Raw genomic sequence first — 21,524 nt, 5'->3', positions numbered from 1 at the left:
CCCTCGCTCTCGAAGTTTGTCAGCCATTGTGGAAGAGTTTTGCCTGATCACGTCGGCCCTGGCTCAGTCGACCCCGAAGATTTCCGCAGCAGCCGCCCTGAATTCCGGATCAGTGGCATCGATCAGCGTGGGGTTACCCTCGCACCATTGGAATTTATGCGAAAGCTTGCTGATCTTCCATCCTTCGCTGGTCCTACGGAAGGTGTTCTCGTACCAGCCATATTGGGTGTAGTGATCATCCCCGTGGCGATTAGGAAGCCGGTGCCGTGACACATGATAGAACACGCCATCTGCTTCATCTCCACGAAGATTGATATGGAAGTTGGAATACTGATGCATTACGACCAGCTTCTCCAAGCAGGCTTTTGCAAAGCGCGACCATGCATCAGGGGTGGTAACAGCCGCAGGGTTTCCGGTCAGGTCAAAAAAATCAACTTCGAATTCATCGTCCAAGGTCGCGGCATACATTTCCCAGTCATGAAGGTCGAGTCCGCGGCCAAAGCGCAGCATTACTTCGCTGATCCGCTGGCGATCGATAAGTTCGGCCAGGATCGCTTCGTCACTCCGCGACAAACGGCCGGCCGTGCTCTCCTGGACTTTTTGCAGTTCCAGTGCGACGTTATTTGAATGTTCCAATTGTTTCTTCCTCGTATGTCTTCGTTGACAAGTTGTGGTCTTAAAGGTGCTGCTCGTCTTGATTCCCTGCACAGTCGAAGCTATGTGCAATTGAGTGTTGAGGGAATACCCTGTCCCACTCACCAGAACAGCCTCTTTGCCCAATAAGCCTGAACTCACGATCCACGTTGAGCACGCTTGCCTTGGCGGGCTGATAAGTGACGTCGAGCGGGCTCCGCCGTCATATCCGGAGTCGACAGGCAGGCCTTGTGTACGGCGTACGAATGCGTTTGGGCTCGAACGCCACGACTGAATCAAAGGACACATGGACGTCCGGACGAACGGCGAGTAATTGAACTTCTTGGAGAAGCGCCTCGACGAGTTACGACGAACCATGTCGAGAACTCCGGGTTCGGTGCCATGGCCATGGGGATCGCTCCTGCTGTCTTACCGAAGGACAGCTCTGACAAGGAACGCGTCCGAGTTCTCACTGATGAGCTGAATCGCCTTGCTGGCGCGCTGATGGATCTCAGCAGCGTCACCGACGTCCGAATCGCAGTCCAGGGAGCCGGGGTCCTCGACCCCTTCGTGAATTGGCAACAAATGCTCGAGCCGAAGCAGCTGCTCGATGCCCCTGTAGTCACAGGCAGCTGCCACCAGACCGCTGGCCGACTGGACGGTCTCCGGCGCTTACATGTTGTAGTGCCTGCCGGTCTAACGGATGCTGCTTTCGCAGCTGCCCTGGCTCACACAGGAGCCGGGGAACTTACCGGAAGCCATGTGTTCATCAATATGGATTGGTTGAGCACAGGTGCCGGTGAAGGACTCTGCATGGGTGCAGGGGTTTGATTCCATGGTCGCGTACGCGAGGAGTAGGGGCTGGATGAACGCTTCCGGGACGGCAGTCCGTGCCCATTTGAAGAGGCCCAAGTAGGGTCGATTGTGATGTTCCCGGTGGCGAGGACGTCAAATCCTACTCGCACCTAGAAGCCGAGCCGCGAGTTCCCCATCGTCGGCTGTGAGCTGCAGGACGAGGTCGAGCTTCTGCCTGCGAGGATGTCATCGAGATCGTCGATCTGGGCGGTGGTGCGCGGGTAGCCGTCGAGCAGGAAGCCGTCCCGGACGTCGGCTTCTTGGAGGCGGTCCGGAAGGAAGTCGCCCGCATCCATGTATGTCTTGGCTAGATCCAATTCGGAGCTGCAGGCGTATGGTCCAGCGCTGCTCCGTTGCCGACGGCGGTGACGCCGCCGTCGGGCGGCCTGCTGCCACTGGACGACGGCGGGCAGGGATCCGCAGTCGAAGCCAACACGGTGGTGAACAGGCTTGCTTCTTTGAGAAGTACACCGGACTGGATCTTCAGAAGCCGCGTGACGCTGCGGCCGCCCTGCTGGCCCTCGCCGGGCAGGAAGCCGTGCCCGGCGTCGGGTAAACAGCTCAATGCGGCAGCAGCGTCCCGAGCGGTTCACCTGCGGCGATCCGTGCCAGCAGTTCCGGCTCGGCCGCGTCAGAGGCCAGTGCCCGCTCAAGGACGGCTGCCGCCTCCTGCTGGGACAGCACGATGACGCCGTTGTCGTCCCCGAGGACCCAATCGCCCGGATTGATGTTCACGCCGCCGCATGTCACTGAAACGTCGACGGCGGACTCCGTGCCGTGCAGGCGCTTGGTCGTGAGGCACGAAGTGCCACGGGCGAACACCGGAAGCCCAGTGGTCCGCAGCTCGGGCAGGTCCGTGGCCACGCCGTCAACGACGATGCCGGCGGCACCCTGAGCCTTGGCGGCCGCCGCTGTCACTGCGCCGACGGGGGCGTGACGGCGGTCACCGTCCATGTCCACCACCAGCACCGCTCCGGGGTAGAGCTCGAGCAGGGCCCGGTTCATGGCAATGGCGTCGTTGCCCACGATCCTGACAGTTACTGCCGGGCCTGCCACCTTCACGCCGTCGAGCAGCGACTGGATGGCCGGGTCAAGGAAACCGTCCTCAAGGAAGTGCCCGATCGTGGGGTAACTGATTGCCTCCAGTCCGGCAAGGACGTGTGTGTCCGCCAAGGCCCCGCTGTTCACTGTCCGGCCTCAGCCACGACGGCAACGCATTCGATTTCCAGGGAAACGCCCCAAAGGCTGACGCAGACGGAGGTGCGTGCCGGTTTAGCATCGCTAAAGAACTCTGCATAAACGCGGTTGTACGCCTCGAGCTGGCCGGGGTCGGTGAGGTACGTGTTCACTTTGACCACGTGTTCCAGGTTGGACCCTGCGGCCTTCAGCACGGACTCCAGGTTCCGGATGGTCTGGCGCACCTGGTCGGCGAACGATTCCGGCTGGTCGTCCAGCCCGGTGATGGCTGGGATCTGCCCTGTAGTGAAGACGAACCCGTTGGCCACCACCGCTTGGGAGAAGGGCCCGACGGCGGCCGCCCCGCCGGGGACGTCAGCGATCCGCCGGATGGTTTCCGTGGGGGAGATTGCCGTCATTTCGCTGCCGCCTCTACGGGGGACTCATCGACGGCGTCGATGTTGCCGTGGCGGGTTTCCGTCAGGATCACGAGCGCAGTGAGGGAGACCAGCGCGGCGCCCATGATGTACCAGGCGATCGATGAGCTTTGGTGGGTGATGCCCAGGAGCCAGGTGGTGATGAACGGTGTCGCGGCGCTTCCCAGGAGTCCGGAGAGCATGTACGCGACGGACAGGCCAGAGTAGCGGACCTTTGAACCGAACAGCTCAGCCAGGAATGTGGCGATGGGGCCGTAGTTGGCGGCGAACGCCGTCATCATGGCCAGGTAGGCGACGAAGAGCAGTGCCACCGACTTGGTGTCCATCAGCCAGAACATGGGGAAGGCCAAAGCTGCTTCGGCTGCCACGCCTGCGAAGATGATGGGTTTGCGTCCGTATTTGTCCGAAAGTCGTCCGAAGAGCGGGATGAGGACGAAGCACAGGGCGCAGGCGGCGAGGACGACCCACAGCATGAGGCTCTCGGAGTGGCCGAGTTCCTTCTTGCCGTAGGAGACGCCGGACGCGACGAGGAGGGTGAACGTGCTGCCCGTGGAGAGCGTGGCGACGCCGCCCAGGATGACCTGCTTCCAGTACTTGGCCATGAGCACGGCGAACGGCATTTTGGCCTTGGCGCCAGCGGACTTCACAGCCTGGAAGGACGGGGTTTCTTCAATGTGGAGCCGGATGTAGATGCCCACTGCCACGAGCAGTGCGGATGCCATGAAGGGGATTCGCCAGCCCCAGGCTTGCAGGGCTTCGGTGCTGACGCTCGAGGCCACGATCAGGAACGCCACGTTGGCGATCAGGGTGCCGGCGGGCACGCCAACTTGGACGAGGGAACCGTAGAAGCCGCGACGGGTTGGCGGAGCGTGCTCCACTGTCATCAGTACGGCTCCGCCCCATTCGCCGCCGAGGGCAAGGCCCTGGATGACGCGGAGGAACAGGAGGAGCAGGGGGGCCATGATGCCGATGCTGTTGTAGTCCGGCAGGAGGCCGATGGCGAAGGTGGCGGCACCCATGGTCAGGAGCGAGATCAGGAGCATGGATTTGCGTCCAAGCCGGTCCCCGAAATGGCCAAAGATGATGGCGCCCACCATGCGGGCGATGTAGGCCGAGGCGAACGTGCCGAACGCGAGCATGGTGCCTACCAGCGGGTCGAAGCTGGGGAAGAAGATTTTGTTGAAGACGAGAGCGGAAGCTGTTCCGAAAACAAAGAGGTCGTACCACTCGACGGTGGTTCCGATGACGCTCGCGAGGGCGATTTTGCGCATTTTTGTGAGGTCCAGCCGTGCCGTAGCAGCGGCGGTGGTTTCTACCGTGTTGGCCATCAGTTCTCCAGATGGGGTGCGGGGACGATTGTCCGATGCAAGGTAGTTACCAACTATTCTGTGTCAGCCATCACACTTCAATGGCAAAAAATCCACCAGAAATCGTCGATAAATGTGAGTTCACACAACCGCCCTGTATGCCGACAGTCTCAGGCCCACGCCACTACCAGCCTTGCCACTTGTGTGGGAACGGCAAGATGGATCCCGGTTAGATCCTGGAATCGGTTGAGCCGGTTGAGGATGGTGTTTCTGTGGCAGAAGAGGGCTTGGGCCGTGGTGGTGATGTTGCCCGTGGACAGGAAGTGGCGAACCGTCTCCTCCAGGCGTTCGCGCTCTCCGCCGCGGCAGGGTGAGAGCGCCGCATCCAGGTCCGTCCACAGATCAAGGCCGGCATCCTGGAGCTGCTGCTTGGCCAGCCTCGCCCAGGCCGCCGCGGCCGTAAGGGGACCCCGGTCTGACGGCTGAAGGAGCAACGCCAACCGCTCGGCAGTCCGGGCGGCCGACGGAAGGGCGCGCAGCCCCGCGAAACTTTCCACATAGCCGCACGGGATCCCGGCAATACCTGCCGGGATAAACGCCGGCCCCGCTGGTTGCCTGCCGCCATCGGTGATCGGGCCGAGCGCCCAGAAGACATACGTGCTGCCACCGAATTCGTGGACAAACAGCCGCTGCGAAGCCTGCGGGGCCTGCGCAATTGCGCGAAGCCTGGACGCTGCCTCCCCGCTGGCGGCCACGATCGAGTACCGGGCATCTGGATCAGTGACCAGGGCGGCCGACGCCTGGCTGATGGTGTCCGCCGAGAGCTCGGACTTGCTGAACAGCCGCGTGATGAACTCCTGCCGGATGTTGGATTCCTCCTGCGCCATGCGGACCCGCTCGGCTGAATAGCTCGAATGTGTATGCGCGGCGAATTCGTCCACCACGCGCCATACCCGGTCCACCCTGGACGTGAGCAAGGCCGCGTCCTGAGGCTCAGAGATCTGCAGCAGGTCCTCCCACAGGATGCTGAAATCCAATCGGACGGCCGACGTGAGTGCCTCAGGGGAGATGCCGGCCCGTGCTCGTTTCGCGCCGAGTTCCAACGAGAACCGCATCAGCGAATCACTGTCGCCGTTGCGTCCGGACAGCTGAAGTTCCTCGTCGCGCAGTCCGTCCACGAGGCGGCGGAAGGTCTCACGGGCCGTGTCCCGCAGTTCCTCGATTCCCACGGTCCTGCCGGCGTACTCGGGGATCTCCTGCACCCGCGCCATAAACAGCTCCGCCAATTCATCGACGCGGCCGTGCAGCCGCTCCACCAGCTCTCCCCATCGGGCGCCGTAGTCCTGATCATTGTGCATTTCTACATTCTAGAACCATTACCGCGTGGTGCATTGCTAGTTTTTTTGGACGAACCTACTGGCAGAATGGGTTCAGGCGCAAAGGTGAGCCGCATCACGAGACAGGCGGTCCACCCGCACGGTCGGCATCTATCTGGAGTAATCATGGCAAGCAATGACAGCAAGGCGCTCACGGGGGCGGATCACCCGGCGCTGAGAATCGTAGATGAAAGTGTCACCCGCAAGGTGGCCCTGGCAGCCCTGGTTGGCACAGCCCTCGAGTGGTACGACTTCTTCCTGTTCACCACCGCCGCAGCCCTGGTGTTCAATGCCCAGTACTTCGTTTCCGAGGACCCCTTTGTAGCCGCCATGAGCTCTTTCGCCACCCTGGCTGTCGGCTTCGTGGCGCGCCCCATCGGCGGATTCATTTTCGGCTCCCTGGGTGACAAGGTAGGCCGCAAGAAGATCCTAATGGTCACCATCGTGGGCATCGGCGTCGTGACCGGCCTCATCGGGCTGCTGCCGAACTACATGACCATTGGCGTGGCAGCTCCCGTCATCCTGGTGGCACTGCGGATCCTGCAGGGCCTGGCAGTAGGCGGCGAGTGGAGCGGTGCCGTGATTATCGCCGTCGAAAACGCCCCCGTTGCCAAGCGTGCACGCTACGCGGCGCTGCCGCAGATCGGTTCCCCGATCGGCACGATCCTGTCCTCGGGCGGTTTCTTCGGCATGCTCTACCTGGTGGGCCAGACCAGCTTCGACGCCTGGGGCTGGCGCATCCCGTTCGTCGCGGCCATCCCGCTGCTTGCCATCTCCATGTGGATCCGCAGCAAGCTCAGCGAATCGCCTGAGTTCGAGGCCGTGATGGAGTCCGGCGAGACCGAGCACGCCCCCATCCGAGGCGTCCTGACCAAGAGCTGGCGCCAGATCCTGGTGGGCATGTGCTCCGCTTTGCTGGGCATCGGCGGCTTCTACCTCATCACCAGCTTTGTGGTCTTCTATGGCACCAAGATCCTCAAGATGCCCTACGAAACCCTGCTGCTGGGCTCGCTCCTCGCCGCGGTCTTCGAGATCTTCGTCCTGATCTGGGCCGGACGCATGGGTGAGAAGTACGGCGCCAGCAAGGTGATCCTCTGGGGCGGCGTGGCCTCCGCGCTTGTGGCCGTCCCGGTCTTCCTGGCCATCGACACAGCGAACCCCGTGCTGGTCATCGGCGCCATGATCCTCGGAGTGGCCACCCTATCTGTTCCCTATGCCGTTTCGGGTACCGCCCTCACAGCACTGTTCGCCACCCGTGTCCGCTACACCGGCGTAGCCATCACCTCCAACAGCGCCGGTGTTATTTCCGGCTTTATTCCACTCATCGCCACAGCCCTCGTGGCTGCCAGTGGCAATTCATTCTGGCCCGGGGCCATCATCCTGCTGGTTGTGTCGGTCCTGACCGCACTCTCAGGGATGGTCCTGCCGGCCGTCAGTATCGAAGAAGAAGGTATGAAGCATTGAGCACAACAACCACCGCCGGGCACCTTATTGTCGCCCAGCTCGAGCGTGCAGGCGTCAATCGCGTCTACGGTGTACCCGGCGAAAGCTTCCTGGACGTCCTGGACGGCCTGCACGGCTCCTCCATTGAAACCGTGGTGACCCGCCACGAAGGCGGCGCCGGATTCATGGCACTCGCCGAAGGCCGCCTCACCGAACTGCCCGGCGTGGCCATGGTGACCCGGGGCCCCGGGGCGGCCAACGCCTTCATCGCGATCCACACCGCCCACCAGGACGCTACCCCCATGATCCTTTTCGTGGGTCTCATCCCCGTGGCAGACCGCGGCCGCGAATCCTTCCAGGAATTCGACATCAACGCCTGGTTTGGCAGCACGGCCAAGAAGGTGGTGACGCTCGATGACGCCGCGTCCGCCGCCCGCGTCGTGGACGACGCCATCTTCACCGCCCTCAGCGGCCGCCCCGGACCCGTGGTGATCGGCCTTCCCGAAGACGTGCTGGTCCACGCCATCGACGCCGGCACGGTGGAACCGCGGAAGGTCTCCCGGCCGGCGCCCGCCGCCACGGACCTGGCCGAGCTCGAGGCCCGGCTGGGCGCCGCCAGCAAGCCGCTCATCGTGGTGGGCGGCGAAGGCTGGACTCAGGAATCCGGTGAGGCACTGGCCGGCTGGGCCGCCCGCCACGGGGTACCCGTCCTCGCCGATTTCCGCGCCTACGACGCCGTGCCGCACCGCTCTGACGCCTACGCCGGCTTCCTGGGCTACGGCCGCAGCGACGCCAACGCCGCACGGCTGGACGCGGCGGACCTGATCATTTTCCTCGGCTGCGTCCGCGGCGACGCCCTCTCCGACGGATACACCCGCGGCCTCGACGCCGACACCGTGGTGGTCAACGCCGACGCCGACCTGCTGGGCCACTTCGGCCGGATGGACCAGCACATCACCGCAGATGTCACCGCGTTCTCCACGGTCCTGGCCGGCATGGAATCCGCCGTGCGGCCGGCGGCCGGCTGGTTCGCCGACGCCCGCGCCGACTACCTCAAGTTCTCCTCCGCCCAGCCTGACGGGGGGACGGGCGTGGACCTCGGCGTCGTCATGGAAATCCTCAAGCAGGAAATGGCCGACGACGCCGTCCTCACCTTCGGTGCAGGCAACCACGCCCTGTGGCCGGCCCGCTACCTGCAGCACAACAACGCCAACTCCCTGGCCGCCCCGCGCAACGGCGCCATGGGCATGGGCATCCCCGCCGCCGTGGCCGCCTCCCTGGCCTACCCGGGCCGGCAGGTCATCTCGGTGGCCGGCGACGGCTGCTTCATGATGAACGGCCAGGAAATCGCCACTGCCATGGGCCACGGGGCCCGGTTCCTTGTGCTTGTGGTGGACAACGGCATCTTCGCCACCATCCGCGAACACCAGGAAGCCCACTACCCGGGCCGCCCATCCGGCACGCACATGACCAACCCGGACTTCGCCGCGCTGGCCCGCTCCTACGGCGGCTACGGAGAGCGCATCGAGAAGGCCGAGGACTTCGCCGCCGCGTTCCGCCGCGCCGTCGAATCCGGTCTGCCGGCCGTGCTGCACCTGCCGCAGGACCCCACCATCCGTTCCCCCAAGAGCAACTGACTGGAGCCCCACGTGATCACGCTCAAGAACATCATCAACGGCCATGCCGTTGACGCCCCGGCCAGCCTGCCCTTCTTCGACCCCAGCACGGGACTCCAGATCGGCACCGCCCCGGACAGCGACGCAGCCGCCGTCGACCTCGCCTTCCAGGCCGCGCAGCAGGCCTTCAAGGGCTACAAGCGCACGACGCCGGGCGAACGCCAGGCGCTGCTGCTGCAGCTCGCGGACCTCATCGAAGCCAACGCGGACCGCCTGCTGGAGGCCGAGGTGGCGTGCACGGGCAAGCCCCGGGCCGCGACCCGCGAACTGGAGATCCTGCGCGGCGCGGACCAGCTGCGGTTCTTCGCCGGCGCCTGCCGGGTGGTGTCAGGGACCGCCTCCACCGAATACGTCCAGGGCTTCACCTCCACCATCCGGCGCGAGCCGCTGGGCGTGGTCGCGCAGATCACCCCGTGGAACTACCCGTTCATGATGGCCATCTGGAAGATCGGCCCGGCCCTGGCCGCCGGAAACACCCTGGTCCTCAAGCCTGCGGACACCACCCCGTGGTCCACGGTGCTCCTGGGCCAGCTGGCCCAGGAGGTGTTCCCGGCCGGCGTCGTTAACATCGTCTGCGGCGGCCGTGACGCCGGTGCGGCCATGGTGGACCACGAGATCCCGGAAATGGTCTCCATCACCGGTTCCACCCGTGCCGGCGCGCAGGTCATGTCCGCCGCGGCCAAGACGCTCAAGGACGTCCACCTGGAACTCGGCGGCAAGGCTCCCGCGATCGTTTTCGCAGACGTCGACATCCAGCAGACGGCACGCGAGCTGGCCCTCAGCGCGTTCTTTAACGCCGGGCAGGACTGCACCGCCGTGACTCGGGTCCTGGTGGAGGAGCCCATCCACCGTGAATTCGCGGCTGCCCTTGCTGCGGCTGCCTCTGCTCTTAAGGTGGGCGGCGACGACGCCGACCTAGGCCCGCTGAACAACGCCGCGCAGCTTGAGCGGGTGGAGGGCTTCATGTCCCGGCTCCCCGCCAACGCCAGCGTCCTCTCCGGCGGCAAGCGCACCGGCACCGGCTACTACTTCCAGCCCACCGTGATCGACGGCGTCTTCCAGAGCGATGAGGTGGTGTGCGACGAGATCTTCGGTCCCGTGGTCACCGTGCAGCCGTTTGCCACGGAGGAGGAAGCCATCGAACTGGCCAACGGCACCAAGTACGCATTGGCGTCCAGCGTCTGGTCCGACAACCACGGCGTGGTAACCCGCGTGTCCAACGAGCTCGACTTCGGCTCCGTCTGGATCAACTGCCACCAGGTGATCCCGGCCGAGGCGCCGCACGGCGGCTTCAAGCACTCCGGCACCGGCAAGGACCTGTCCGTGTTCGGACTCGAGGACTACACCCGCATCAAGTCCGTCACCACCTCCCACCGCTAACCCGCCCGTTCCTGACCCGAGGTACCCCATGAAACTCGATCTGCTGCTGCGCAACGCGGACATCATCACCATGGATGCCCGCCGCCCGCACGCCGTGTCGCTGGGAGTCTGGCAGGGCCGCATCGTCGGCCTCGACGACGACCTGGACGGCCTGGGCGCGGCCGAGGTACTGGACCTGGACGGCGCCACGGTAACTCCCGGGTTCATCGACGCCCACTGCCACACTACGTGGTATGGACTGGGCCTCGGCGAAGTGGACGTCTCCGGCGCACGCGGCCTGGACCAGCTGTACCGGCTGCTGGAGGCGGACATGGCCGGCGGCAAGCAGACCGGATGGCTGATGGCCACCGGCTTCAGTCAGACGCACCACGGCGGCGAGTTCCCGGACCTTAGGGTGCTGGACCGGATCACGGCTAACCGGCCGCTGTTCATCCGGCACAACTCCGGCCACATGGCCGTGGTGAACACCGCCGCGCTGCGGCTGGCAGGCGCCGAATCGCCGTCGTTCCCGAATCCCGACGGCGGCGTGATAGTCCGCGACGCCGCCGGCGGGCCCACCGGGCTGGTCCAGGAAACGGCGCAGCGGCTGATCCAGGAACTGATCCTGCCGTATTCCCTTGAGGCCATCGAAACGGCGCTGGACCGGGCCACCCGGCACTATGCGTCAGAAGGCATCACCAGCTTCACGGAAGCCGGGATCGGCGGCGGCTGGATCGGCCACAGCCCCGTCGAACTGGCCGCTTACCAGCGTGCCGCCGCGAACGGGAGGCTGCATGCCCGGGCGCAGCTCATGCCGGTGCTGGACGTGCTCCACCCGCTGGACGGGTTCGGGGCAGCGTCCGGAGCGGATGCCGTTGGTGGGGAGGCTGCGGGCCTCGATCTAGGCATGGCTAGCGGATTCGGCAATGACTACGTGTCGCTGGGCCCGGCGAAGGTGTTCCTGGACGGCTCGCTGCTGGGCGAAACCGCGGCCGTCAGCGAGGATTTTTGCAGTCACGGCCAACGGGACAACTCCGGCAACCGCGGCTACTTCCAGGCAGACCCTGACCAGCTTCGGGTCAAGATCGAGGCTGCTTACGCTGCGGGCTGGGCCATCGCCGCTCACGCCATCGGGGACCGTGCGGTGGACTTGGCGATCAGTATCTTGGCTGGCTGCTCCGCCAAATACGGGCGCAGAACACTGCCAAACCGGATCGAACACGCCTCCATAGTCAGGCCGGACCAGCTCGCCACCATGGCAGCGGCCGGCATCGCCGTGACTCCGCAGGCCAGCTTCTTCGGCGATGGCGGGGACGGTATGACGGCCTCGCTGGGACCGGAAAGAATTGCATGGGCCTACCGTGCGGCGTCGTTCCTGGCCGCGGGCATCACTGTCGCCGACAGCTCTGACCGGCCCGTCGCAGACGGCAACGTGCTTCGCGGAATGCAAGCCTTTGTGGACCGCAAGATTGCCTCCGGCGGCGTGTTCGGCAACCCGGACGAACGGCTCACGCCATTCGAGGCACTTGCCGCTTACACCACCGGAGCGGCCGCAACTACTGGCGCCGACGGCCTGAAGGGGTCACTGACGCCCGGCAAACTGGCGGATTTCACCGTCCTGTCCGGATCGCCCCTGGCCACTGCCAACATTGCAGACCTTTGCGTCCTGGCCACCGCCGTCGGAGGCTCCCTTACCTATCAGGCGGACGCACTGACTGCCCGCCTGGCCAACGCTTCATCCACCATTGACCACCACCGTTCATAGGGGAACACCATGACTACAGCACCCACCCTCGCCGCCCCCGACGCCGCCTTTGTCGAGGACTTCCGCATCATGAGTCAGTTCGGAGCCACGGAAAACGGTGGCGTGGACCGCCAGGCAGCCACCACGGCCGACGGCGAGCAGCGCCGCTGGCTGACCGGCCTGCTTGAGGCCCGCGGATTCACCGTGAAGTTCGACCGCGCCGGTAACCAGTGGGGCCTACTCGAGGCCGTGCCGGGGGCACCCTTTGTAGTGGTCGGCTCGCACATGGATTCACAGCCGACGGCGGGCCGCTATGACGGTGCGTTCGGCGTCTTGGCCGCAGCCCACGCGGCATTACGGCTGGCTGAGAAGTGGGCAAGCGGCACGGCGATGCCGAAGTTCAACATTGCAGTAGTGAACTGGTTCAACGAGGAAGGTTCCCGCTTCAAGCCGTCCATGATGGGCTCCTCCGTCTACACTGGCAAACTCGCCCTGGAAACAGCCCTCGATACCACTGACACGCAGGGGATCACCGTCCGCGAGGCGCTGGACGGCATCGGTTGCCGTGGCGACTACGACGGGCCGACCGCCGCCTACTGCGCCGAAATCCACATCGAGCAGGGTCGCAGCATGGAACGAGAAGGCATCACCATCGGCTTGGTACAGTCCAGCTGGGCCGCCAACAAATATGAGTTTGTGGTCCACGGCGAACAGGCGCACACCGGTTCCACCGTGATCGCCGACAGGAAAGATGCCCTCCTCGGCGCCTCCATGCTAGTGGTGGCCGCCCGCGAACTGGCGGACAGGTTCCCCGGTGTGCTGCACACCTCGGTGGGTGAACTGACGGTCTACCCCAATTCACCGGTGGTTGTCCCATCCCGGGTCAACCTCCTGCTGGACCTGCGCAGCGCCGACGAGTCAGTCCTGGCCGAAGCAGACGCCCTGCTCCATGAACGGATACCGGCGATTGAGCGGGCAGCCAACATCTCGGTGGAACGGAACCACTCCCACTCCTGGCCGGTCACGCCATATCAGACCGAAGGGGTGGAGCTCGCAGCCAAGGTCGCCGCGGACCTGGGCCTCTCCAGCAAGCAGGTCATGACCCTCGCCGGGCACGATTCGATCAACATGAAGGACCTCGTCCCCACCGTGATGCTCTTCGTCCCAAGTGTGGACGGAATCTCCCACAACGAACACGAATACACCACTGACGAGGACATCGTCGCGGGCCTCGCCATGCTCACCGAAGTAGTCAACCGGCTCTGCAACGGGGTCCTCGAGGCCTAAGATCACGAGCCGATTGGGGCAAAGGGAACCTACGAAACCAAATGGGTCCTTGAGGTCCTCGGAACTCGCTATCAGGTCAATGTACTCTGATGGTGAGGCTCCCAGCTCATCCAGTGGGTAGTTCCAAGCACCAGGGCCCGGCCACCTCGGCCGTTCTGCCATAGGCAATCGCTTACTCGCGTCGGCTTGGTCAGTGGCTTAGATCCATTTCGGAGCCGCAGGCGCGTCGTGCAGCGCTGCACTCTTGCGGACAGCGGTGACGCCGGAGCCGCGGCCCGCGGCCCATTCGACGACGGCGGCCAGGGGCCCGCTGATGACCGTCGGGTTCGCAGCTCTGGTGTCACCGAACGCCAGGTCCGTGCCGGTGACTTTGACGAGCAGTCCCTGGTCCATGCCGCGGGTGTGCCAGGCGCCGGTGATGTCCGTGAGCAGACGTTCGAGGACAGGCGCCGGGATGTCATTGAACGTGGCACCGTTGTCCAGGTCCACGGCGTGCATCCAGACCTCGCGGGTGCGCATCCACACCGTTTCCTCAGCCGGGACGGTCCGTCCCTGGACGGTTTTAACCTTGTGGTGCCAGGCGTCGGCGGGCAGGTCGCGCCATTCGACGTTCAGGTGCACTGCGGAGTGATCGAAGAGGTGCCGCAGGGCGATGGGGGACAGGGTCGCGCCGAACTCAATCTCGTGGTTGCGCGCCTCGGGAGAGGAGTACATCGGGGTTTCCACTCCCGTCGCGGCCCACTCGATCAGCCGGGCGATCGCACGGGCATTGTAGCCAACGTGGGCGACGATGTGTCGACGGGTCCATCCCGGCAGCAGCGAGCCGCCGTCCAGTTCCGCGTCTGTCAGCTCGTTGAGCTTACGGGCGAAGAATGCGGTGCCCCGCCGCGCCTGCAGGAGTTGTTCCTGCAGGCGCGGGTCCTTCGTCTGGTCGTGGCGGGCAACCATCAGGCTTCCTTGAGCACACGGTTCTTCAGCTGGCCCAGGCCTTCGATGGTGGTGACCAGGACCTGGCCTTCCTGCAGGTAGCGCTTGGGGTCTTGGGCGTGGCCGACGCCGCCGGGGGTGCCGGTGGCGATCACGTCGCCGGGCTTGAGAGTGATGATGGTGGAGATGTAGGACACGAGGAATTCGGGGGTGAACACCAGGTCCGAGGTGGGGGTGCTCTGCTGGATTTCGCCGTCCACCGCGGAGGTCATCAGGGGTCCCGTAGTGAATTCGTCCTTGGTGACCAGGGCGGGGCCGAACGGGGTGGACTTCTCCCAAGTCTTGCCCTGCAGCCACTGGATGGTGCGGAACTGGTAGTCCCGCATGCTGACGTCATTCAGCACGGCGTAGCCAGCAATGTGGTCCGCGGCGTCGGCTTCGCTGATCCGGCGGCCGGTCTTGCCGATGACGACGGCGAGTTCGGCCTCCCAGTCAACGGCGTCCGACTCCTGCGGCAGGGACAGATCGTCGTTGGGGCCGATCAGGGATTCCGCGTACTTGGCGAACAGGGTGGGGTATTCGGGGACTTCCCGCCCCATCTCCTTGATGTGGTTGCGATAGTTGTGGCCCACGCAGATGATCTTCCCCGGGGAAGGCACGACGGCGGCAAGGTCGGCGCCGTCGAGGGCGTGCGTTGCGCCGTTGGCTTCCTTGGCCGCGGTTTCCCAGGCGGGGTCCTGCAGCAGGGCGCCGACGTCGGCGAACCCGGGGATCTCGGTGAGGGTATCGCCGTCCTGGCGGACCGCCGTCGTGCCCTGTCCGTTGCCGGTGCGGAGGGTGAGGAGTTTCATTACTTGGTGCGTCCTTCGATGTAGGTGCGGTTGAAGTTTAGGCGCTCAAAGATGGGGGCATCGCTGAAGCGGAAGAGATCAAATCCGGTGTCGGCCTGCAGTGACCAGGCGGCCCAGGACGGGACAACGAAGAGGTCGCCCTTGGCCAGCCGCTTCGTTTCACCGTTGAGGACCACGGTGCCGGTGCCCTCGAAGGCCTGCCACACGCTGGAGCCCACCTCGTGAACGGTATCCGTGGTGGCAGCGGCGCGGAGGCGGTGGAACTCAGCACGGATGGTGGGCATCACGTCCCCGCCGGTGGTGGGGTTGGTGAACCGGATCGCGGCGTGGCCCTGGGAGACCGTAGCGGGGTGCCCCTCGTCTTCGAGGAGCAGCTGCTCGCGCAGGGCGGCGTCAGTGTACTTCCACCGGTACGCGGCGATGGGGGAGCTGGTGGTGTCATCGAGTCCGGAGAGCGGGCGCAGGCCGGGGTGGGCCCAGAGCCGCTCTGAGCGGGAGATGTCCGGGGTGGCCTCGTCGGTGACGCGCTCGGTGCCGAACTCGAAGAACCCGGCGTCGGCGTAGTGCACAAACGGGATGTCCAGCCCATCGATCCAGGCCATGGGTTGATCGGTGTCGTTGTGGTGGCCGTGGAAGTTCCAGCCCGGCGTCAGTAGGAAGTCGCCCCTGGACATCCGGACCGGGTCGCCGTTTACGACGGTCCACACGCCCTCGCCCTCCACCACGAAGCGGAACGCGTTCTGTGAGTGGCGGTGTTCCGGAGCGGTTTCGCGGGCGCCGAGGTACTGGATCGCCGCCCACAGTGTCGGAGTGGCATACGGGGTGCCGGCCAGGCCGGGGTTGGCCAGGGCAATGGCGCGGCGTTCCCCGCCGCGGCCCACGGGTACCAGGCCACCGGCGCGGGCAGCCAGGGGGTAGAGGTCGTTCCACCGCCACACATGCGGCACCGCCTTGGGCGATGGGACCATGGGCATCATGTCGCCAATCTCGGTCCACAGCGGGATCAGGTTCTCTTTGTTGAAGTCCCGGTAGAGCTGCTCCAGCTGGGCAGCCTCCTCCGCCGTGGGCTCCGGCAGGGCGTGGCTGGCAGCAACTGACTCATGCGTGATGTTCTCAGTCATGGCAATCCTCTACTTAGAGTGGGCGCTGGCAGTAGCCAGCCGTTCTGCTATGTCGGCACGGAGCTCTTTTTTGTTGACCTTGCCGACCTTTGTGGCAGGGAGCTCGTCGACGACCACCAAGCGCTCGGGAATTTTGAATGCAGCAACGCCGGTTTCGCGGAACATCTTTTGAATCTGTTCAAGTGTTACCTCCGTGCCCGGTTTCACGGTGATGTAGAGGCAGAGTTTCTCACCGAGCACCGGATCGGGCATAGCGACAGCTGCCGCCATGGTGATGTCCTCGATGCGGTATACGAGGCTTTCGATTTCCTCGGCCGATATTTTTTCTCCGCCACGGTTGATCATGTCTTTGTCACGGCCCTGGACGATGAGGTTTCCATCCGGCCGGCGTTCCACGATGTCGCCGCTAGCGTACCAGCCGTCCGGGGTGAAGGCTCGGGCGTTTGCTTCAGGGGCGCGGTAGTAGCCGCGGGGTGTGTAGGGGCCGCGAGTCAGGATGGCTCCGGGCACGCCGTCGGGGAGATCATTTCCAGCTTCATCCACGATTCGGATTTCGTCGGCTTCGGATACGGGTCGCCCTTGCGTTGTGCAGATGACGTCTTCGGGGTCGTCCAGCCGGGTGGTGTTGATAAGCCCTTCGGCCATGCCGAAGACCTGCTGAAGCGTCGCGCCCAGTACCGGTTTCACCTTCCGCGCAATTTCGTCAGGCAGTCGCGAACCACCAACCTGGATGACTTGCAGGTTGGCCAGCTGGTTGCCACCTGTTTTCTCCTGGTACTCAATCCACCGTTGGGCAACGGCCGGGACTGCCGCCGAAAGGGTGACGCCTTCCCGTTCAATTGCTGCGAAAGCCTTGCGCGGTTCGGGGCTGGGCAACATGACTACGGTGCCACCGGCGAAGAGTGTGCCCAATATCCCGGGGCAGGCGAGCGGAAAGTTGTGGCTGGCCGGCAGGGTACCCAGATAAACGCTGTTCTCGGTGACGTTCGTTGGTGCGGACGTCGCCCTGATGTTGTAGGCATAGTCGTTGTGGGTCCGGGCGATGAGCTTAGGGAGGCCCGTGGTGCCTCCTGAGAGGAGAAACAGGGCAGCTGCATCGGCGGACGGTGCCGCTGCATCCAGCCGAGCACGGGCACCGGCAGTATCCTTCCCGGGTGCAAGTATCTCTTCCACGCGAATGTTGAGGGGGTTGGCGCCGCCGGACACGAGGATCAGCTCAAGGGAAGGAATTGACGAAGCGAGTTCCTCGGCCAGGGCCTGGTGGTCGAAATCCTTGATCACGTCAGGCACCGCGATCGCACGGGATTCAGAGTGTTCAGTGAGGAAGGACAGCTCGTACTTTCTGTGTGCCGGCAGTGCCATGACGGGGACGATGCCTGCGCGGAAGCAGGCCAGCGTGAGCACGGCGAATTGCCAGCCGTTGGGCAACTGGACCATGAGGCGGTCGTCCGCTTTGAGGCCGAGTTGGAGGAGGCGTTCGGCGGTGGCGTCCATCCGGTTGGCAAGCTCGGCGTAGGTCATCCGGACGTCGCCGTCTACCAGGGCGAGCTTGTCAGGAAGCCTGTCGGCTGACTCGAGGACATAGCTGCCTAGGGAGCGGTCCTCCCAGTAGCCCTTTCGGCGGAATTCTGCAGCGAGGTCTGCTGGCCAGGGGACAGTGCCTTCACTGGTGTGGCTGGTCATTGAATGTCCTCCTCGACATTGATAACTACTGCATCCAACGCCAGGAGCCCGTTGTGGGTCAGGCGGAGGGGATTGATTTCGATTTCCGCGATTGCCTGGTTGGATACGAGTGCATCGCCGAGCCTGACCAAGAGATCAGCCAGTTCGGCCGTGTCCAGCATCGGGCCGGAGCGGAAGCCATACAGGAGTTCGCGTGCCTGCAGCTCGGCGGGCATGCTTTCGGCTGCCCGTAGTGCAAGCGGCGCGGTTCGGATGGAGATATCCGCGAAGACTTCGGCAGCGGTGCCGCCCAGCCCCAGAACCACGATCCGTCCGAAAACCGGATCGCGGCGGACGCCCACGACAAGGTCGACCCCGGACGGCACCATCGCCTCTACCAGGAACTCGCGGGCGCCGGCGGCTTCGAGTCCTGCCAAGGCCCGGTCCATGTCTTCAAGGGTCCTGACGCCAAGGTGAACGCCACCAATTTCCGTTTTGTGCAGGACGGTTGCGTCGAGCAGCTTGACTGCGACGGGATCGCCGAGCTCCGCCAGCGCCGCATGGGCAGCGTCGCGGGTGCTGCAGACGCGCCGCTCGGGGGTGGAAATGCCAAGCGCACCGAGAAGTTCCTTGGACCGGTTCTCATCCCATGGGCCTTCTACATCCGGCCATGCTGTGGCGCCCTGAGAAGTTTGGGCCCTCTGGAATTGACCTCGGGCATCGTTCACTAGGGCGGCGATACCGTGGGCCAACGAGGTGGGCCCTGAAATCAGTGGAAGGTCGTGCTGACGCGCAGACTTGCGGGCTCGCTCCAGGTCGCCTTCGGGGCCGTCCACGCCGACGAGGAATGGCATAGTCTCGGCCACACCGGAGGTAGCCACGGCCAGCGGGAGGTCGGTTACTGGTTCTGTCAGGCCGTAAAGCGCCACGAGGTCGATCGCCGGGTCCTGTGCCACTGCGGCGACGATTTGCTCGTAGCCTGGGCCGGGGCGGCCGGTGTCAACGGGGTTGGCCTGAAACGTCAGCGGCGGGAGCAGTGCGCCGATGGTGTCCTGGCTGCTCTGTGCAAGGCGGGGGAGGGCCACGCCTGCGCTGTGCAGGGCATCAGCGATCAGCAAGCCAGGCCCGGCCTGGCCGGTGATAAGGCCCACCCCGGGGTCCGCGGATGATGCGAGCCGGCGACCTGCCAGGGCCGTAACGGCCGCAACCAGTTGGTTCTCGTCGTCCACGATCACCGCGCCCGCCTGCTGAAGGACGGATCGAGTGGTGCGCCAAGACGTGGCCAACGCCCCGGTGTGGGACTGGGCAAACTCGGACACATCATTGCGCCCCACAACCAAAGCAACAACAGGCTTGACGGCGCTCAGGCGGGAAACGGCGTCAATCAGGGCAGGACCGTCCGAAACAGTTTCCAGATGCAGGGCAACAGCCTTGGTCTGATCATCGGTGATGAGATAGTCCAAGACATCAGGCGCGGTAATGTCCGCTCCGGCGCCGACACCGACGGCCAGGCTGACGCCCGCCCCGGATCGCTGCATATGGAACGCCAGCACATGGTTGACGCCTCCGCTGGCTGCGACGACGGCAACCGAACCCGGCTCCAGCTCGGCGACACCTGGGACGAAGCTGGCGCGGAGAGTGCGGTGGGGAACGAAGAAGCCGGAGGTGTTTGGGCCAAGCAGCCGGATGCCGGTCTCCCGGACAGCGGCCTCGACCTGTGAGGCGTATTCGATGCCGGGACCGCCGGCTTCTGCAAAACCGCCGGCGCAGACCAACGCTGCTTTGGCACCGTTCGCGGCGCTGTCCCTGAGAGCCTGTGCGGTGGCAGCAGCCGGGACACACAACACGGCGAGATCAGGGCCGCCGGGAATGGCAGCCGCGGCCGCGGCAATGCTGGTGTGCATCCCTTTTTCACCCCGGCTGTTGACCAGCTCCACGGGGGCCGGGTAGCTGGACAGGGACTGCGCCATGACGGCGCCGAGCTTTTCGGGGCTCGACGACGCCCCGACCACGATGATGCCGCGGGGTGCAAAGAGCGAGGCAAGGTTATGCATTCGACGCCTCCGGGCCGGCTGCAACAACGGCGTCAGCACGGCCGGAAAGGACCAAGGTCAGAATCGACGCCGGGCCCCGGTCATCCACGATGACGCTGGTCAGACCACGTCCGAGTCGAGCCTCTTCGGAAAGCATGATCCGCGTAAACGGACTGCCGCCCCGGATCACCACAGCGGCTGCCTTTCCCGGAAGCTGCTCGAGTGCAGCCTGCAGACCTTCCTCATGGTCCGGTGCCGTGAGGAGGAGACCGGTGCTTGCATTCGCATCAGCTGGATCTGTCACCAACGGCAGGCTGCCGTCGTCGTCCTTCAATTCGAACGTACCGCCCTCTTGGATCAGGGACAGCAAACGTCCCTTGAACTTGGCGGAACCCGTCACCAGAGGCGTCTCCAGTGGAGCATTGCCATGGCGGGTGGCCCAATCCTGTTCCGCCCTCTCAACCAGACCGGGATCGCGCTGGCGGATCTTGTCGATGTCGATGCTGCGGGTGAAGAAGTGGAACGTAAACTGGGTCGGCTCAAAGGCGTCGTAGTATCGGCCGAAGTGTTCCCACCAGCTGAGCCCGCCGCGGGCCTGGTTCTGGATCTTGGCGACCTGCGGCTGGCGTTCGGCTTCATAGCTAGTGAACGCAGTCTCGAGGTCGTCCTGGTTCGCTGCCACTTCACGGACCAGAGTAATGGCGTCTTCCATTGCCATCTTGGTGCCGGAGCCCACGGAGAAGTGCGCGGTGTGAACGGCATCGCCGAGAAGGACCACGTTGCCCTTGTGCCAGGAACGGGTGCGGCGGGTACGGAAGTTCGCCCAGCGGGAACTGTTGGCCACTAGCGGTTCACCGTCGATGTCCTCAGCAAAGAGCTTTTCCAGGAACCGCTGGGTCTTCAGATCCGAAGGACCGGGGGGCTGGCTGACATCGAATTCGTCCAGCCCGGCTTTGCGCCATGTTTCCTCGTCGGTTTCGACAATGAAGGTGCTCAGGTTTTCACTGACGGGGTAGCCATGGACGGCGAAGTTACCGAACTCGCTCTTCCGGTGCAGGAAGGTCATGCCCTTGAAAAGGTGCGTGGTGCCGAACCAGATGAACTTGGCAGTTGCCGTTTCCGCCGTGTGGCCCAGGCTTTCGCCGAGCTGTACTCGGGTCGAGGAGTTGGCTCCGTCGGCGCCGACGATTAGATCAAAACTGTCGAGCTGTGACAGGTCCGGCACGTATTGTCCAAACCGCATGTCGACACCCGCTTCCGCTGCACGTGCCTGCATCAGTTGCAGGAGCGTCTTCCGGTAAATGGCTGCCATGCCGTTTCCGGAGAACGACTTCTTTTCACCTTTGAGCCGGACTTCGATGTCGTTCCAGTGTGTCCCGTGGTCGCGAAGCCCGTCCCGGACCACCGGGTCGGCGTCATTGATCCGGTTCAGGGTCGCATCCGAGAAGACCACACCGAAGCCGAACGCGTCCGTGGCCTGATTGCGTTCGAACAGCACGACCTCGGCGTCCGGAACGGTCTGCTTGAACAGGGTTGAGAAGAACAGTCCGCCAGGACCGCCGCCAATGCAGGCTACGCGAAGTGCCATCAATGTCACCTTCGAAAAGATTGGATTCAGTGCGAGAAGACTCACCGCC

At 64.5% G+C, this 21,524-nt stretch carries 17 protein-coding genes and 1 pseudogene; 5 read left to right on the top strand and 13 right to left on the bottom strand.

The window, feature by feature from the left end; genetic code table 11:
• Positions 1–63 precede the first annotated feature (63 nt).
• The 7 genes and pseudogenes from ACFRAU_RS22810 to ACFRAU_RS22780 form a co-directional block, all read right to left on the bottom strand.
• On the bottom strand, positions 64–636 hold the full coding sequence (locus tag ACFRAU_RS22810; protein ID WP_378001612.1) for a nuclear transport factor 2 family protein: 573 nt from the start codon (positions 634–636) through the stop codon (positions 64–66).
• Between the two features lie 951 nt (positions 637–1,587).
• Positions 1,588–1,796 (bottom strand): annotated as a pseudogene (locus ACFRAU_RS22805) (adenylate kinase family protein); the annotation flags it as partial.
• Complete coding sequence (locus ACFRAU_RS22800; protein WP_378001611.1) at positions 1,796–2,053, bottom strand: hypothetical protein; 258 nt, start codon at positions 2,051–2,053, stop codon at positions 1,796–1,798. The pseudogene ACFRAU_RS22805 and the gene ACFRAU_RS22800, both read right to left, overlap by 1 nt.
• Positions 2,050–2,661 carry an RraA family protein gene (locus ACFRAU_RS22795; protein ID WP_378001610.1) on the bottom strand — a complete coding sequence of 204 codons (612 nt, stop codon included), beginning with the start codon at positions 2,659–2,661 and terminating at the stop codon, positions 2,050–2,052. The genes ACFRAU_RS22800 and ACFRAU_RS22795 overlap by 4 nt, the downstream gene beginning before the upstream one ends.
• A gap of 11 nt (positions 2,662–2,672) precedes the next feature.
• The gene (locus tag ACFRAU_RS22790) at positions 2,673–3,083 is read right to left on the bottom strand and encodes a RidA family protein (protein ID WP_378001609.1); all 411 of its coding nucleotides are present in this window, start codon (positions 3,081–3,083) and stop codon (positions 2,673–2,675) included.
• The gene (locus ACFRAU_RS22785; protein WP_378001608.1) at positions 3,080–4,429 is read right to left on the bottom strand and encodes an MFS transporter; all 1,350 of its coding nucleotides are present in this window, start codon (positions 4,427–4,429) and stop codon (positions 3,080–3,082) included. The genes ACFRAU_RS22790 and ACFRAU_RS22785 overlap by 4 nt, the downstream gene beginning before the upstream one ends.
• 149 nt (positions 4,430–4,578) lie before the next feature.
• Complete coding sequence (locus ACFRAU_RS22780; protein WP_378001607.1) at positions 4,579–5,766, bottom strand: helix-turn-helix domain-containing protein; 1,188 nt, start codon at positions 5,764–5,766, stop codon at positions 4,579–4,581.
• 144 nt (positions 5,767–5,910) lie between these two features.
• Between ACFRAU_RS22780 and ACFRAU_RS22775 the strand changes: the two genes are divergently transcribed.
• Genes ACFRAU_RS22775 through ACFRAU_RS22755 form a run of 5 tightly spaced genes read left to right on the top strand, consistent with a single transcriptional unit; the run spans position 5,911 to position 13,293 of the window.
• Positions 5,911–7,248 carry an MFS transporter gene (locus ACFRAU_RS22775; protein ID WP_378001606.1) on the top strand — a complete coding sequence of 446 codons (1,338 nt, stop codon included), beginning with the start codon at positions 5,911–5,913 and terminating at the stop codon, positions 7,246–7,248.
• A complete protein-coding gene (locus tag ACFRAU_RS22770) occupies positions 7,245–8,864 on the top strand; it encodes a thiamine pyrophosphate-dependent enzyme (protein ID WP_378001605.1) in 1,620 nt (539 codons plus the stop codon). Before ACFRAU_RS22775 ends, ACFRAU_RS22770 begins: the two co-directional genes overlap by 4 nt.
• Positions 8,865–8,876: 12 nt before the next feature.
• Positions 8,877–10,283: a gamma-aminobutyraldehyde dehydrogenase gene (locus tag ACFRAU_RS22765; protein ID WP_378001604.1), complete on the top strand. Its 1,407-nt coding sequence runs from the start codon at positions 8,877–8,879 to the stop codon at positions 10,281–10,283.
• Positions 10,284–10,311: 28 nt separating this feature from the next.
• Positions 10,312–12,027 (top strand): amidohydrolase, encoded by a 1,716-nt coding sequence (locus ACFRAU_RS22760; RefSeq protein ID WP_378001603.1) that lies wholly within the window; start codon positions 10,312–10,314, stop codon positions 12,025–12,027.
• Between the two features lie 9 nt (positions 12,028–12,036).
• Positions 12,037–13,293 carry a M20 family metallo-hydrolase gene (locus tag ACFRAU_RS22755; RefSeq protein WP_378001602.1) on the top strand — a complete coding sequence of 419 codons (1,257 nt, stop codon included), beginning with the start codon at positions 12,037–12,039 and terminating at the stop codon, positions 13,291–13,293.
• A gap of 198 nt (positions 13,294–13,491) precedes the next feature.
• Here ACFRAU_RS22755 and ACFRAU_RS22750 read toward each other — a convergent pair whose 3' ends face one another.
• From ACFRAU_RS22750 to ACFRAU_RS22725, 6 genes are read right to left on the bottom strand one after another with little or no spacing between them, the layout of a single operon-like run.
• Complete coding sequence (locus ACFRAU_RS22750; RefSeq protein WP_378001601.1) at positions 13,492–14,241, bottom strand: maleylpyruvate isomerase family mycothiol-dependent enzyme; 750 nt, start codon at positions 14,239–14,241, stop codon at positions 13,492–13,494.
• The gene (locus ACFRAU_RS22745) at positions 14,241–15,071 is read right to left on the bottom strand and encodes a fumarylacetoacetate hydrolase family protein (protein WP_378001600.1); all 831 of its coding nucleotides are present in this window, start codon (positions 15,069–15,071) and stop codon (positions 14,241–14,243) included. Before ACFRAU_RS22745 ends, ACFRAU_RS22750 begins: the two co-directional genes overlap by 1 nt.
• The gene (locus tag ACFRAU_RS22740; protein WP_378001599.1) at positions 15,071–16,192 is read right to left on the bottom strand and encodes a cupin domain-containing protein; all 1,122 of its coding nucleotides are present in this window, start codon (positions 16,190–16,192) and stop codon (positions 15,071–15,073) included. Before ACFRAU_RS22740 ends, ACFRAU_RS22745 begins: the two co-directional genes overlap by 1 nt.
• A gap of 9 nt (positions 16,193–16,201) precedes the next feature.
• A complete protein-coding gene (locus ACFRAU_RS22735; RefSeq protein ID WP_378001598.1) occupies positions 16,202–17,875 on the bottom strand; it encodes a (2,3-dihydroxybenzoyl)adenylate synthase in 1,674 nt (557 codons plus the stop codon).
• Positions 17,872–19,908 carry an acetate--CoA ligase family protein gene (locus ACFRAU_RS22730; RefSeq protein ID WP_378001597.1) on the bottom strand — a complete coding sequence of 679 codons (2,037 nt, stop codon included), beginning with the start codon at positions 19,906–19,908 and terminating at the stop codon, positions 17,872–17,874. The genes ACFRAU_RS22735 and ACFRAU_RS22730 overlap by 4 nt, the downstream gene beginning before the upstream one ends.
• Positions 19,901–21,475 carry an FAD-dependent monooxygenase gene (locus ACFRAU_RS22725; RefSeq protein ID WP_378001596.1) on the bottom strand — a complete coding sequence of 525 codons (1,575 nt, stop codon included), beginning with the start codon at positions 21,473–21,475 and terminating at the stop codon, positions 19,901–19,903. Before ACFRAU_RS22725 ends, ACFRAU_RS22730 begins: the two co-directional genes overlap by 8 nt.
• Positions 21,476–21,524 lie beyond the last annotated feature (49 nt).

The sequence above is a fragment of the Arthrobacter sp. NPDC056691 genome, assembly GCF_042791415.1.
GTDB lineage: Bacteria > Actinomycetota > Actinomycetes > Actinomycetales > Micrococcaceae > Arthrobacter.
The sequence above is the reverse complement of the archived record's forward strand: the minus strand, read 5'-3'. Positions and strand labels throughout refer to the sequence as shown.